The sequence below is a fragment of the Streptomyces sp. NPDC050264 genome (assembly GCF_040655895.1).
Classification (GTDB): Bacteria; Actinomycetota; Actinomycetes; order Streptomycetales; family Streptomycetaceae; genus Streptomyces.
Window position 1 is genome coordinate 151,553 of the sequence record NZ_JBFAKV010000018.1, and the last position, 13,492, is coordinate 165,044.

General features: G+C 72.0%; 16 protein-coding genes and 1 pseudogene. 9 read left to right on the forward strand and 8 right to left on the reverse strand.

Going from position 1 to position 13,492, the window contains the following annotated elements; all coding sequences use genetic code 11:
• Window positions 1-39: 39 nt before the first annotated feature.
• Both AB0J02_RS28900 and AB0J02_RS28905 read right to left on the reverse strand, forming a co-directional pair.
• The gene (locus AB0J02_RS28900) at window positions 40-687 is read right to left on the reverse strand and encodes an MBL fold metallo-hydrolase (RefSeq protein WP_363196718.1); all 648 of its coding nucleotides are present in this window, start codon (window positions 685-687) and stop codon (window positions 40-42) included.
• Window positions 687-1,772: an S-(hydroxymethyl)mycothiol dehydrogenase gene (locus tag AB0J02_RS28905; protein WP_363196719.1), complete on the reverse strand. Its 1,086-nt coding sequence runs from the start codon at window positions 1,770-1,772 to the stop codon at window positions 687-689. Before AB0J02_RS28905 ends, AB0J02_RS28900 begins: the two co-directional genes overlap by 1 nt.
• A 121-nt stretch (window positions 1,773-1,893) precedes the next feature.
• Here AB0J02_RS28905 and AB0J02_RS28910 point away from each other — a divergent pair, with 121 nt between their 5' ends.
• Together AB0J02_RS28910 and AB0J02_RS28915 are read left to right on the forward strand one after the other, a co-directional pair.
• A complete protein-coding gene (locus AB0J02_RS28910) occupies window positions 1,894-2,679 on the forward strand; it encodes an ABC transporter permease (RefSeq protein WP_363196720.1) in 786 nt (261 codons plus the stop codon).
• A 117-nt stretch (window positions 2,680-2,796) separates the two neighbouring features.
• Window positions 2,797-3,207, forward strand: coding sequence for a hypothetical protein (locus tag AB0J02_RS28915; protein WP_363196721.1), 411 nt, complete (start codon window positions 2,797-2,799; stop codon window positions 3,205-3,207).
• Between the two features lie 239 nt (window positions 3,208-3,446).
• Here the strand turns inward: AB0J02_RS28915 and AB0J02_RS28920 are convergent, their stop codons facing one another.
• The 3 genes from AB0J02_RS28920 to AB0J02_RS28930 form a co-directional block, all read right to left on the reverse strand.
• Entirely contained in the window at window positions 3,447-3,935 is a 489-nt protein-coding gene (locus AB0J02_RS28920) for a glutathione peroxidase (protein ID WP_363196722.1), read from the reverse strand.
• Window positions 3,936-4,036: 101 nt separating this feature from the next.
• On the reverse strand, window positions 4,037-4,231 hold the full coding sequence (locus tag AB0J02_RS28925; protein WP_363196723.1) for a hypothetical protein: 195 nt from the start codon (window positions 4,229-4,231) through the stop codon (window positions 4,037-4,039).
• 10 nt (window positions 4,232-4,241) lie between these two features.
• Window positions 4,242-4,445, reverse strand: a complete 204-nt coding sequence (locus AB0J02_RS28930) for a hypothetical protein (RefSeq protein ID WP_363196724.1) — start codon at window positions 4,443-4,445, stop codon at window positions 4,242-4,244.
• 206 nt (window positions 4,446-4,651) lie between these two features.
• Here AB0J02_RS28930 and AB0J02_RS28935 point away from each other — a divergent pair, with 206 nt between their 5' ends.
• Window positions 4,652-5,212: a methanogen output domain 1-containing protein gene (locus AB0J02_RS28935; RefSeq protein WP_363196760.1), complete on the forward strand. Its 561-nt coding sequence runs from the start codon at window positions 4,652-4,654 to the stop codon at window positions 5,210-5,212.
• Here AB0J02_RS28935 and AB0J02_RS28940 read toward each other — a convergent pair.
• Window positions 5,125-5,445 (reverse strand): annotated as a pseudogene (locus AB0J02_RS28940) (YciI family protein); the annotation flags it as partial. The gene AB0J02_RS28935 and the pseudogene AB0J02_RS28940 sit on opposite strands and share 88 nt — an antisense overlap.
• 48 nt (window positions 5,446-5,493) lie before the next feature.
• Here AB0J02_RS28940 and AB0J02_RS28945 point away from each other — a divergent pair.
• The gene (locus tag AB0J02_RS28945; RefSeq protein ID WP_363196725.1) at window positions 5,494-6,090 is read left to right on the forward strand and encodes an AAA family ATPase; all 597 of its coding nucleotides are present in this window, start codon (window positions 5,494-5,496) and stop codon (window positions 6,088-6,090) included.
• Between the two features lie 80 nt (window positions 6,091-6,170).
• Window positions 6,171-7,598, forward strand: a complete 1,428-nt coding sequence (locus AB0J02_RS28950) for an MFS transporter (RefSeq protein ID WP_363196726.1) — start codon at window positions 6,171-6,173, stop codon at window positions 7,596-7,598.
• A 9-nt stretch (window positions 7,599-7,607) separates the two neighbouring features.
• Here AB0J02_RS28950 and AB0J02_RS28955 read toward each other — a convergent pair whose 3' ends face one another.
• Window positions 7,608-7,772 carry a hypothetical protein gene (locus AB0J02_RS28955; RefSeq protein WP_363196727.1) on the reverse strand — a complete coding sequence of 55 codons (165 nt, stop codon included), beginning with the start codon at window positions 7,770-7,772 and terminating at the stop codon, window positions 7,608-7,610.
• Between the two features lie 96 nt (window positions 7,773-7,868).
• On the reverse strand, window positions 7,869-8,300 hold the full coding sequence (locus AB0J02_RS28960) for an SsgA family sporulation/cell division regulator (protein ID WP_363196761.1): 432 nt from the start codon (window positions 8,298-8,300) through the stop codon (window positions 7,869-7,871).
• Between the two features lie 219 nt (window positions 8,301-8,519).
• Between AB0J02_RS28960 and AB0J02_RS28965 the strand changes: the two genes are divergently transcribed.
• From AB0J02_RS28965 to AB0J02_RS28980, 4 genes are all read left to right on the forward strand, one after another.
• Complete coding sequence (locus tag AB0J02_RS28965; RefSeq protein WP_363196728.1) at window positions 8,520-10,019, forward strand: sigma factor; 1,500 nt, start codon at window positions 8,520-8,522, stop codon at window positions 10,017-10,019.
• A 69-nt stretch (window positions 10,020-10,088) separates the two neighbouring features.
• Window positions 10,089-11,645, forward strand: a complete 1,557-nt coding sequence (locus tag AB0J02_RS28970; RefSeq protein ID WP_363196729.1) for an ATP-dependent DNA ligase — start codon at window positions 10,089-10,091, stop codon at window positions 11,643-11,645.
• A gap of 129 nt (window positions 11,646-11,774) precedes the next feature.
• Complete coding sequence (locus tag AB0J02_RS28975) at window positions 11,775-12,245, forward strand: TrkA C-terminal domain-containing protein (RefSeq protein ID WP_363196762.1); 471 nt, start codon at window positions 11,775-11,777, stop codon at window positions 12,243-12,245.
• A gap of 4 nt (window positions 12,246-12,249) precedes the next feature.
• Complete coding sequence (locus AB0J02_RS28980; protein ID WP_363196730.1) at window positions 12,250-13,491, forward strand: cation:proton antiporter; 1,242 nt, start codon at window positions 12,250-12,252, stop codon at window positions 13,489-13,491.
• The last annotated feature ends 1 nt before the right edge of the window (window position 13,492 follow it).

A 13,492-nucleotide genomic window follows, 5' to 3' on the forward strand; every position in this document is an offset into this window, starting at 1 on the left:
CAGCGCGTGGCTGCCGCCCGGCCCGCACGCGTACGGCCCTCAGTGGCCGCGCTTGATCCACTCGTCGAGGTGCGGCGCCTCCGCCCCGATCGTGGTGCTGTCGCCGTGTCCGGTGCGCACGACGGTCTCGGAGGGCAGGGTCAGCAGCCGTTCGCGGATGGACTCGACAATGGTCGGGAAGTCGCTGAACGTCCGCCCGGTCGCGCCGGGACCGCCCTGGAACAGGGTGTCCCCGGAGAAGACGGTGCCGAGCGCGGGCGCGTACAGACTGACCGCCCCGTGGCAGTGACCCGGCGTGTGCAGCACCGTCAACTCAACGCCCGCGACGGCCAGTTGCTGACCGTCCGCGAGCTCGCCGTCGGGTGCCCGGTCAGGATGTGTGCGCTTCCACAGCTCCGTGTCGGCGGGGTGCAGGAGGATCGGGGCGCCCGTGCGCGCGGCGAGCGCGGGCGCGGCGTCGATGTGGTCGTCGTGGGCGTGGGTGCACACGATCGCGACGAGCCGCCGGTCCCCGACTGCCGCGGCGATGGCGTCGGCGTCGTGCGCGGCGTCGATGACGAGAACCTCGGAGTCGTCACCCACGAGCCACACGTTGTTGTCGACGTCCCAGGTGCCGCCGTCGAGGGAGAACGTGCCGGAGGTGACGAGGTGCTCGACGCGGGCGTCACTGTCGCCGGGGGCGCCCATCAGAACATCACCACCGAACGCAGCACGTCACCGTGGTGCATCCGCTCGAACGCCTTCTCCACGTCTTCGAGCGCGATGGTCTCGGTGACGAACGCGTCCAGGTCGAGACGCCCCTGCAGGTACAGGTCGATGAGCATCGGGAAGTCGCGGGAGGGCAGGCAGTCGCCGTACCAGGACGACTTGAGCGCGCCGCCGCGTCCGAACACGTCGAGCAGCGGCAGTTCCAGACGCATCTCGGGGGTCGGGACCCCGACGAGCACCACCGTGCCCGCCAGATCCCGTGCGTAGAAGGCCTGTTCGTACGTCTCCGGGCGGCCGACCGCCTCGATGACGACGTCCGCGCCGAAGCCGCCGGTCAGCTGGCGCACGGCCTCGATCGCGTCGGTGGAGCGGGAGTTGACGGTGTGCGTGGCGCCGAGCGAGCGCGCCGTCTCCAGCTTCGCGTCGTCGATGTCGACAGCGATGATCTTCGCGGCGCCGGCCAGCAGGGCGCCGACCACCGCCGCGTTGCCGACACCGCCGCAGCCGATGACGGCGACGGAGTCGCCGCGCCCGACCTCACCGGTGTTGATGGCGGCGCCGATCCCGGCCATCACACCGCAGCCGAGCAGGCCGGCCGCCGCGGGGGACGCGGACGGGTCGACCTTGGTGCACTGTCCGGCGGCGACCAGCGTCTTCTCGGCGAACGCGCCGATGCCGAGCGCCGGGGTGAGTTCGGTGCCGTCGGAGAGGGTCATCTTCTGCTTCGCGTTGTGTGTGTCGAAGCAGTACTGGGGCCGGCCGCGCCGGCAGGCGCGGCACTGGCCGCACACGGCACGCCAGTTGAGGATCACGAAGTCACCGGGTGCGACCTCGCTCACCCCCTGCCCCACGGACTCCACGACGCCGGCCGCCTCGTGCCCGAGCAGGAAGGGGAAGTCGTCGTTGATCCCGCCCTCCCGGTAGTGCAGATCGGTGTGGCAGACCCCGCATGCCTGGATCTTGACCACGGCCTCGCCCGGCCCCGGGTCCGGCACCGTGATCGTCTCGATCGCCACCGGCGCGCCCTTGGATCGCGCGATCACGCCCTGCACCTGCTGTGCCATGACGGTCAGCCCTCTTTCTCTCGGCGTCGTCTCTTTGCGCTGTGTTGCGCACCCATCGTCGCGCACCCGCGCCACCTGGAACAGCACCGGTGCCCAGGTCGGAGCGTTCTAGGCTGCACGAATGCCCGATCGAACGGTGGCGGCTGCCACCCTTTTGCCCGTCAACGGCGTCCTGGCGGCCGTGCTCGTCGTGCTGTTGCTTCTCGCCGCGTCCGTGGCGGCGGTGTTCCGGCTCGCGCCCGACGCGTCGTGGCGGCGCGCCCGAAACATCACCGTGGCGGGCCTGCGCGCGACGGTCCAACTCGGCGCGGTGTCCCTGGTGATCGGCTGGGTGATCCACCATGGGGCCGCGCTGCTCGCGTTCGTTCTGCTCATGTTCTGTGTGGCGGCGCGGACGGCGGGCCGCCGGATCACACCGGACGGCAGCTGGGTGTGGGCGGCACTGCCGATCGCGGCGCCGGTGGCCCCGATCGTCGGCCTGCTCGTCGCGTCGGGTCTGCTGCCGCCGCGCGGCATCGCGCTGATCCCGGTCACCGGAATTCTCATCGGCGGCGCGCTCACCGCGACCGTTCTGGCTGGCCGGCGCGCCCTGGACGAGCTCACCGCGCGCCACGGCGAGGTGGAAGCCTGCCTGGCCCTCGGCCTCCTCCCCCACGACGCCCGCCTGGAGATAGCCCGCCCCGCCGCGTCCGACGCCCTGCTCCCCGGCCTGGACCAGACCCGTACGGTCGGCCTGGTCACCCTGCCGGGCGCGTTCGTCGGCATGCTCCTGGGCGGCGCGTCCCCGGTGGCGGCCGGCGCGGTCCAGCTGTTCGTCCTCGTGGCGCTCATGGCCGTCCAGGCGATCGCGGTGGCGGCGACGGTCGAGCTGGTGGCGAGGGGACGCCTGCACCGCTCGGACGCCTGACGGATGCAGCACCACGTGGCGGCGCCCGGGATGGCCCGTGTGCCCCCTTCACTGCCGAGGGTGGCGGGACTAGCGTCGAAGGCCCAGGAAATCCACCGACGCTCCGTTGGAGACACGATGCTCCAGACACGTGAGTTGTTCGACAGCCTTGCCTCCCGGGCAGACCATCTCGACAACCAGATCTTGGCCACGACCGCCGACGCCCTCTCGGCGTGCGAACAAGCCGTCACCGCGTGCGCGACGGGAATGCTCGCCGAAAAAGAGGCAGACGAACTCCGCGTCTCCATCAACCGGGACCTGGACTGCGCCGACGTGGCGGCCGCCACCCGGCGGGTCCTGACGCGGGGAACCGACGCCGATCCCACCCTGTTGACGACGCAGTTGCAGGCGTGCTCCCTCGCCTGCGAGCGCAGCCACGAGCTGTGCAGCCAGCACGCCGCGCAACACGAACACTGCCGCCTGTGCTCCCAGGCCACGGAGAGCGCGGCCACCGCATGCCGCGAGGTACTGAAAGCCCTGCGGTCCTAGGGTCTGTCTTCACACTCCTCTCGTCGCCCGGAGGGCGGCCCGGCGGCGTTCGGTGCGTGCTCTCGGCGGGCCGGGTGCAGGGCCTCGTACGGGGCGTACTCGGCTTTGCGCCCGGTGCGGCGAGAGTGCGTGCCGGGCCTCGCCGGGCAGAGGGGAGTGTGAAGACAGGCCCCAGGCATCAGAAGGATCTCAGCGCCTCCGGCCCCGGTGCGCGCCGCCGGGGCCGTGGGCCGTTTTCGTCAGCGAGGCAGGACGGATTCGATGGCGGTGGTGACGTCATCGGCGTCGGGCTCCGTCTGCGGGGAGAAGCGCGCCGTGACGGTCGCGTCCGGGCCGACGAGGAACTTCTCGAAGTTCCAGCGCACATCGCCGGTGTGTCCCTCGGCGTCGGCGGTGGTGACCAGTTGGTCGTAGAGGGGGTGCCGGTCCGTCCCGTTGACGTCGACCTTCTCCGTCATGGGGAACGTCACCCCGTACGTCGCCGAGCAGAACTCGGCGATCTCGTCGGCGGTCCCGGGCTCCTGGCCCATGAACTGGTTGCACGGCACCCCCAGCACCGTGAAGCCGCGGTCGGCGTACCGCTTCTGGAGCTCTTCCAAGGCGGCGTACTGCGGGGTCAGGCCGCACTTGGAGGCGACGTTGACGATCAGTACGGCCTTGCCCTTGTACTGGGTGAGGTCGGCGGGACCGCCGGCGAGAGCGGCGATCCCGGTGTCGAGGACAGACATGAAACTCCTTGCGTATGCGGTGCTCACGAAGTGCTGTCGGTCGGCCCATTGTGCGCATGCTCCGCGACCGGGCTCGCGCGGGGGCCGGGCCTGGCCCGAGCTCAGGGAGTCCCGTACTCGTGGGCGGGCCCGCCGCGCCACTCGATGTGCGGTGAGTCCCCGAGCACGATGTCCTCGGCGTTCTCCAGGCCTGCCCGGCGCAGGAACTCGACGACGTCCGCGTCCGAGTGCGCCAGTCCGAGGGTGACGGTTCCGACGGTGACGCTGCGCCCGCCGCTCGCGGCCGGGCGGTGCACGACTACCACGTCACGGCCTTCCCGCGCTCTGTCGCGCTCTGAGGCGCAGTTCCGCTTCGGCCGCCGGGGTCAGCCGCTCGCCGGCCAGTACGCGCGAGAGGTGCAGCAGACGGCGGCGCAGAGCGGTGCGGCCGGGCTGCTCCGCCAGCCGCCGGTAGGTCTCGGTCCATTCCTGCCGTGTCTGTACGAGGTCATCGGTGATGGTGTGCCGCATAACCGGGATTAGATCGCATGTTCGATTTTAGGCGCAAGCGGCGGCCCCGCGGGGGGCGTGGGTGTTCCGAAACCGTCTCCGCCGATCGTCACGCTGCGCAACGATGTGGCGACACAAGGTGGGTTCTCCAAGGTTGGCGGCCTGCCGCGAGGGGGTCTCGAGTGGAACCGTCCGAAGTACCCACCGCCCTGGACCGTGATGTCTTCATGCGGAGTCTGATCCGTGAACCGGCGCGCGTCCTCGAGGACGTGGTCGGTTCGGAAGAGGCTGCCGGATACGTCAGCCTCGTCAGCCAGACCGTCGGCGACGACATCAACCGCCAGTACACCAAGGCGCTTTCGGTGGACCGCCTCGACCGCGGGCAGGTCGCGAAGGTCATGGTCGATCTCAAGAAGCGCCTCGACGGCGCCTTCTTCGTCATCGAGGAGAACGACCAGCGCATCGTCCTGGGCAACCGGGTGTGCCCGTTCGGTGAGAAGGTCGTGGGCCGGCCCTCGATGTGCATGATGAAGTCGAACGCCTTCGGGACCATCACCGCGGAGAACCTCGGCTACGCCCGCGTGGAGCTGGACAAGACGATCGCCCGCTGGGACGTGGGCTGTCGCGTCGTCGTCCATCTGCGCCCTCCGTCGGAACCGGGCCAGGACGCGGGACGTGAGTACTACGGCGAATTCTGTGAGCGGTTGCCGCCCTCCGGTCCGCCGGGGAAGTCCCACATGGTGCGTCCCAGCGTGTTGCGCCAGCGGCGCAGCAGCACGTCCCGGTAGGCCCCGGCCTGGTAGTTGGGCTCGTCGAAGGCGAACGCGCGGGCGGCTGCCGGATCCGGCAGGTCGACGATGTGGACGCTGCCCGAAGGGGTCTCGCCGTCTTCGGCGAAGGTCGGGCCGCGTGCGATCAACTCCCGTGCGAATCCGTCCATGTAGGACCAGTGGTCCTCCACGAGTTCGTGGCGCAGCGCGAGCGACTCCGGGCGGTCACGGTGGTAGCAGACGAACTCCATGGCTCCGCATTCTCCCCGGACGTTCCCCGAGCATGTGATCATTCCGGCATGACGGCAGGCCGCATCATCTTCCTCAACGGGACGTCCAGTTCGGGAAAGTCGAGCATCGCCCGGGAGTTGCTCGACATCCTGGACGACGGTGTCTTCTTCCACATGGCGGTGGACAGTTTCGGCGCGATGCGCACCCGGCGGGAGCTCGGTCCGGAGGAACTCGACACCGCCCTGCGCCGGACCCGGATGGGCTTCCACCGCTCGATCGCGGCGATGGCCGAGGTCGGCAACGACGTCATCGTCGACCATGTGCTCAGCGAGCCGTGGCGGCTGCGCGACTGCCTGGCGGTGCTGCCCGGCGAGGACGTGCTGTTCGTCGGCGTCCACTGCCCGCTCGACGAACTGGTCCGTCGGGAGCAGGCGCGGGGCGACCGACCGCGGGGCCTGGCCGCGCACCAGTACGACCTGGTGCACCGGCACGGCGACTACGACCTGGAGTGCGACACCGGGGCGGCGAGTCCGCGCGCCTGCGCCGAGCGGATCAAGGATTTCCTCCCGGGCCGCCCCACCCCGACCGCCTTTACGCGGCTCCGGGGCAACGGGTGGCCGAGCGGCTCGCGCCGCTGCGCGTCGTCCACGAGAATGTGCCCGTGACGGCGACGGCGCACCCCGGTCCTGACGCCGCCCCGGGCATTCGGCTCTCGTCGGCGCGTGGGCGGTGGATTCTGTCCTGCGTGGTGCTGGCGTCCGGGATGGCGATGCTCGACGGCACGGTCGTGAACGTCGCGCTGCCGACCATCGGGCGGGATCTCGGGGCGTCGTTGTCCGTGCTGCAGTGGGTCGTCAACGCCTACATGCTGACGCTGTCCGCGCTGTTGTTGTGGGGCGGCGCGCTGGGCGACCGGATCGGGCGACGGCGCACGCTGATGCTCGGCGTGGTGTGGTTCGCGCTCGCGTCGGCGCTGTGCGGATTCGCCCCGGACGAGGGGATGTTGATCGCGGCGCGGGCCCTGCAGGGGGTCGGCGCGGCGTTGCTGACGCCGGGTTCGCTGGCGTTGGTGCGGTCGGCGTTCCATCCCGATGATCAGTCGCGGGCGGTGGGTGCGTGGTCGGGGCTGACCGGGGTGGCGGGGGCGCTGGGACCGTTTCTCGGCGGGTGGCTGATCGACGGCCCCGGGTGGCGGTGGATCTTTCTCATCAATGTGCCGATCGCCGCGGTGGTGCTGGCGATCGCGCTGCGGTACGTGCCGGAGAGCCGGGACGCGGCGGCCGCCGACGCCCCGTTCGACCAGGTCGGTGCCGCGCTCGCCGCGGTGTGCCTGGCCGGGGTGAGCTATGCGCTGATCGGGTCGTCCGGCGGCGCCTCCGCCCTGTCCACCGGGCTGCCCGCGCTCGTCGGCGTCGCCGCGGGTGTGGCGTTCGTGCTCGTCGAGCGGCGGCGGGCGGCGCCGATGCTGCCGCCGTCGTTGTTCGCGTCGCGGCTGTTCAGCGCGGCGAACGGGATGACGCTGTGCCTGTACGCGGGGATCGGCGGAATCCTGTTCCTGCTGCCGGTCCAGCTGCAGATCACCTTGGGATACGACGCGTTGCAGGCGGGGACGGCGACGCTCCCGGTGACCGCGCTGATGCTGTTGCTGTCCGCCCGCGCCGGTGATCTGGCACGCCGGGTCGGGCCGACGCCGCCGCTGGTGGCCGGGCCGCTCGTCGCCGCGACGGGATGCCTGTTGATGCTGCGGATCGGCCCGCAGTCCTCGTACGTCACCGATGTGCTGCCCGCGGTCGCTGTGCTGGGCCTCGGGATGAGCCTGTTCGTGGCTCCGCTGACGGCGACCGTCCTGGCGTCGGTGGCCCCGGAGCACGCCGGGCTCGCCAGCGGGGTGAACAACACGGCGGCGCGGGTGGCGCAGCTGTTGGTCGTCGCCGGGCTGCCGCTGGCCGTGGGTCTGTCGGGGGCGGCCTACACCCGGCCCGCGGCCGTGAACCTCTCGTTCCACCGGGCGGCTTGCGGGTGTGCGCTGCTGTTCGTCCTGGCGGCCGCGGCGGCGGCGCTGTTCGTACGGCCGCGGCATGTCCGCCCTCGTCTCACCGAGGCTCCGCGGCCCCGGTGCCGCTCCCATCTCGGAGTCGGCGCACCGGCGTTGGAGCCCGGCGACGAGCGCTGAACCGCGGCGTCAGGACCTGCGGCTCACCCGCTGCCGCAGGCGCGATCCGAACCACGCGAAGTCCACGACGAGGACCACCAGGCCCACGATGAAGAGCCAGAAGAGTCCCTTGGCGACGATCCCGACGATTCCCAGGGCGGCCGCGATGACGAAGAGAAGAACGAAGGGAGCCATGCTGCACCTCCAGGGCCGCCCGGCGTGGGCCGAGCGGTGACGTCAGCTTACGCGCGGCGGCGGACCGGCAGCCATGCATGGAGGGACGTTCCGGACTCACGGACGCTCCGGGCGGCCGAGGAGCGCGGCGAGCGCGCGGTCGACGACGGCGGTCACGTCCTCGTCACCGACGGGCACCAGGGCGTAGGAGCGCCGTAGGAACCGGCGCAGGGCCGAGGTGTCGAACTGGACGACGGCCATCCCCTCCGGGGCGTGCAGTTCCACGACGGTACGGGCACGGCCGCACGGCCAGACGTGCACGTCCCCGGCACCGGTGGGCGCGCGCAGCCCCTCGTCGAGGAGGGTGCGGGCGAAGGACCACGTGACCTCGACCCCGGCCAGAGTGACCTCGGCCGGGAACGCCAGCTGGATCGCGAGCGGGTCGGCGGAGGCGTAACGAAGCGTGACGGTGACGGGGCGCTCCGGTCCGCCGCGCCCCTCGGCGGTGACGAGACGGGCATGGGCGGGCTGTTCGAGGGTGACGGGCATCGTGGTCGGCATGGCAGGCTCCCTTTCTGCGCTGCGTGGTTCCTGATGCCTGTTCGACGCGGCAGCGGGGCGACGCATTACGGCAAAGCCCGAAAAGGGTGCTGTGACCTACGCCACTCACCCCTCCATAATGCGACATTCGTGACCTAACGTTTTAAATGTGTTGCCCGATCCGCAGTCGGGCCCCCTCTGCCGACGTTCGGACGGAAGACTCCTGCCATGACCGACGGCCCCGCCGCCGCGCCGATATCCGAGTACGCCCGCATCTACGAGGCCGAGCAGTCACGCCTCGTCGCCTACGCCCGCTCGCTGACGGGGAGCCCCTGGCTCGCCGACGACCTCGTGGCCGAGGCGCACTTCCGGGTGTGGCGACGGCTCCGCGCCGGCTATGCCATCGACAACGTGGCCGCCTATCTGACGACGACGGTGCGCCACCTCGCGGCCACGGCGGGGCGCGGAGCGGCGCGCGAGACCCCGCTCGATCCCCATGCCGGGGTCGAGGCTGCGCAGGTGTTCGGCGCGTACGAGGATCAGGACCCGGCCTCCCGGGCGGCCGGCGTGGATCTGCTGACCCGGGTGCTCGGCCAGCTGCCCGAGCGCTGGGTGAAGGCGCTGTGGCTGGCCGAGGCGGAGGGGCAGCCGCTGGAGGCGGTGGGCCGGCGGATCGGCACGGGCAGCGGCGCCACGGCGGTCCTGCTGCATCGCGCGCGGGAGGGGATGCGCCAGGCATTCCTGCGGGCCCATCCCGGCACGCCCGAGGCTCCGGCCTGCGAGGCGTACTGGGACCGGATGCCCGCGCATGTGCGCGACGCCGCGTCCGAGCGGCAGTCCGAGAAGCTCCTCGCCCACGTCGACACCTGCGACGACTGCCGGGCGCGGCTCGCCGTCCTGCTGCGCGCCAACAACAGGCTGCCGGCCCTGGTGGGCCCGGCGCTCCTGATCTTCGTGCTCGGCGGCGCGGGCAAATTCCTGCTGCCGGTCGCCGCCGGTGCGGGCGCGGGAGCCGGCGCCGCGTCCGGTGGACACGGAAGCGACCTGCTGCACGGGATGCGGCACGTGCTGACCGGCGGGTCCAAGGCTCCGACCGCGGTCGCCGGCGTGCTCGGGGTCTCGGTGGCGGGAGCGGCGGTCGCGGCCGGGCTCGTGCTCACCGGGCCCGGGGACGCGGTGCCGCCGCAGCGGTCCGCGGTGGCGGTCGGTGACAGCCCCGCCGAACGCGGCGGCACGCCGGCACCGGCCCCGCGGCCGGCGCAGCCCGGGACGGCAACTCCCGACAAGGACAGGCCAGTTGCTCCCGGGTCCCCGCAGGAGCAAGAGCGCAAGCAGCCGCCCCCGACTCAGAGCGCCCCGAAGCCGTCGGCGCGTCCGTCCTCACCGGCCCGGCCGCAGCCGTCCTCCGCGCCCGCGACGCCCACGTCTCCGGCGCAGCCGACGGCCCCCGCCGCTCCCCCGCGATCGGCGACGCCCGAGGTCCCGGTCACGCCGAAGTCGCCGGACACTCGATCGGTCCCCGTCCCCCCGGCCCGGCCGACGCCCCGGGCGACTCCGCCCGAGACTGCCGCTCCAGGGACCCCTGAACCCAGCGAACCCACTCAGCCCAGCACCGAGCCCTCTCAGCCCACCGAGCCCACCGCACCGGCCGGGCCGACCGACCCCGCCGAACCATCCGTGACCTGCACCCCCTGGCTCGGTCCGATCTACGTGTGCCACGTCGGCTAGTCCCGGCAACCCCACGCGCCCCACACGCGTACTGGTGCGCCGGGCGACCGCACGTTGCACCATGGCTGCATGCTCTTCGCCCGGCTCGCTCAGGTGTCCCAGGAGGTCGCCGCCACCTCGGCGCGGTCCCGGAAGATCGAACTGCTCGCGGAGCTGTTCCGGGACGCGGCCCCCGACGACGTGCCGATCGTCATCCCGTATCTGGCGGGACGCCTCCCGCAGGGGCGGCTCGGTATCGGGTGGCGGGTGCTGAGCGAGCGCGTGGAACCGGCGGCCGAGCCGGGGCTGAGCGTGCGGGACGTCGACGCGGCGCTGACCGTCATCGGCGAGGTGTCCGGCACCGGCTCGCAGGCCGAACGGCGGCGCCTGGTCGGCGAGTTGATGGCGGCCGCGACGGAGGACGAGCAGCGGTTCCTGCTCGGCCTGGTGACCGGCGAGGTGCGCCAGGGCGCTCTGGACGCGGTCGCGCTCGAAGGGCTCGCCCGCGCGACCGACGCTCCCCCCGGGGACGTACGGCGTGCGGTGATGCTGGCGGGCGGGCTGCAGCCGGTCGCGCGGGCGCTGCTCGCCGGGGGGCCGGCCGCTCTCGATGTGTTCCGGCTCACTGTGCGGCAGCCCGTACAGCCGATGCTGGCGCACTCCGCGGGCTCGGTCGGTGAGGCACTGGAGAAGCTCGCCAAGCTGGGGGCGTGCGTGGTGGAGGAGAAGCTCGACGGCATCCGCGTCCAGGTGCACCGGGACGGGGAGGAGGTCCGGGTCTTCACCCGCACGCTCGACGACATCACCGACCGACTGCCCGAAGTGACGGCCGCCGCACGGGAGTTGAGCGGCGAGCAGTTCATTCTCGACGGTGAGGTCATCGCGCTGGACGACGCCGGGCGGCCGCGGGCGTTCCAGGAGGTCGCCGGGCGGGTCGGGTCCCGGGTGGATGTGGCGCGGGCCGCCGAGGCGGTGCCCGTCTCGGCGGTCTTCTTCGACGTGCTGTACGCCGACGGGCTCGATCTGCTCTCCCTGCCGCTCACCCAGCGGCACGAGCGGCTGGTGCGGCTCGTCCCGGAGCCGATGCGGGTGCGGCGGACGGTGGTCGAGGACGCCGCCGAGGCGGAGCAGCGGGCGGCGGCGCAGGATTTCTTCGCCGCGACGCTGGAGCGCGGGCACGAGGGTGTCGTCGTCAAGGGCCTCGAAGCCCCGTACAGCGCGGGACGGCGGGGTGCGTCCTGGCTGAAGGTGAAGCCGGTGCACACGCTCGATCTCGTGGTCCTCGCCGCCGAGTGGGGGCACGGGCGGCGCAGGGGAAAACTGTCCAACCTGCACTTAGGCGCACGACGCGGCGACGGCACGTTCGCGATGCTCGGCAAGACGTTCAAGGGGCTCACGGACGCGCTGCTCACCTGGCAGACGGAGCGGCTGCGGGAGCTGGCCGTGAGTGAGGACGGGCTCGTGGTGACGGTGCGGCCCGAACTGGTCGTGGAGATCGCGTACGACGGTCTGCAGCGCTCCACGCGGTATCCGGCGGGTGTGACCCTGCGGTTCGCCCGCGTGCTGCGCTACCGCGAGGACAAGACGGCCGAGCAGGCCGACACGGTGGAAGCCGTGCTGGCCGCACACCCGGCCCTCGACGACTGACGGTTTCTTTGCCAAAACATGAACCGTATAAGGTGACACTTGCATCGAAAGATGCATCAGCCACCTAACGGCCCCGGGACCGCCGCCCGGACATGCACGGACAAGGGGAGAGACGTGCCCGCTTCACGCCTGAGCAGGACACCATTGCCGGGGATCGGATTCCGCTACGACCTCACCACGCGAGAACAACGCCAGCTGTCGGTCGTCGCGCACCGGGACGGGGGCCGCACGCTCAGCGCGTACCAGGCCGACGACCCGGATGCCTGCGCCCTGTCGCTGAAGCTGTCCTCCGGCGAGGCGGCGTATCTCATCGACGCGTTGATGCCCTCGCACCACAGCCCGAACCTGCTGCACACCACCGACCTGGGTCTGGTCGCCGAGCGCATCGAGATCCCGGCGGTGTCGCACTGGAACGGCCGGCTGCTCGGCGAGACGCACATGCGCACCGAGACAGGCGCGTCGATCGTCGCCGTGCTGCGCCGCGCGGACGCGATCCCGTCGCCGACGCCGGACTTCCGGCTCGCGGGCGGCGACACGGTCATCGTGATCGGCACCCGCGAGGGCGTCGAGGCGGCGGCCACGATCCTGGGTCGGGAGTGATCGGATGCATTCCGCTGTCTTTCTCATCGAGTTCGGGGCGATCATCCTGGCGCTCGGCCTGCTGGGCCGGCTCGCCGGGCGGATGAGCTTCTCGCCGATCCCGCTCTACCTCCTCGCGGGGCTCGCGTTCGGCGAGGGCGGGCTGCTGCCGCTCGGCGCGAGCGAGGAGTTCGTCGCCATCGGCGCCGAGATAGGCGTGATCCTGCTGCTGTTGATGCTCGGCCTGGAGTACACGGCGAGCGACCTCGTCAGCAATCTCAAGACGCAGTACCCGGCGGGGCTCGTCGACATGACGTTCAACGCGCTGCCGGGAGCGGCCGCCGCGCTGCTGATGGGCTGGGGTCCGGTGGCGGCCGTCGTGCTCGCCGGTGTCACCTGGATCTCGTCGTCGGGCGTGATCGCCAAGGTGCTCGGAGACCTCGGGCGGCTCGGCAACCGCGAGACGCCGGTCATCCTGAGCATCCTGGTCCTGGAGGACCTGGCGATGGCCGTGTACCTGCCCATCATCACCGCGCTGCTCGCCGGGGTCGGCTGGGCCGCGGGCGGGCTCACGCTGGCGATCGCGCTGGGCGCGGCCGGACTCGTGCTCTTCGTCGCGGTGCGCTACGGACGGCACATCTCCCGGTTCGTGTCGAGCGACGACCCGGAGAAGCTGCTCCTGGTCGTCCTGGGCCTGACGATCCTGGTCGCCGGACTCGCCCAGCAGCTCCAGGTGTCCGCCGCCGTCGGCGCGTTCCTCGTCGGCATCGCGCTGTCCGGCGAGGTCGCCGAGGGCACGCACACGCTGCTCTCGCCGCTGCGGGACCTGTTCGCCGCGGTGTTCTTCGTCTTCTTCGGGCTGCACACCGATCCGGCGAGCATCCCGCCGGTGCTGCTGCCCGCGCTGCTGCTGGCCGTGGTCACGGCCTGCACGAAGATCTTCACCGGCTACTGGGCCGCGCGCCGGGCCGGTGTCTCGCTGAAGGGACGCTGGCGGGCCGGTGGCGCGCTGGTCGCGCGCGGGGAGTTCTCCATCGTGATCGCGGGGCTCGCGGTGACGTCCGGGATCGAGCCGCGGCTCGGGCCCCTGGCGACCGCGTACGTGCTGATCCTGGTCATCGTGGGACCGCTCACCGCCCGGTACACCCAGCCGCTGGCCCAGCGGCTGCTCGCCCGGCGCACCCCCGGCACCGCGGCCCCGGCGGCCACGGTGCCGGGGCCCCGCACGGCGGAGGACTCCGCGCAGGTGGACAAGCCGATCGGCTGAG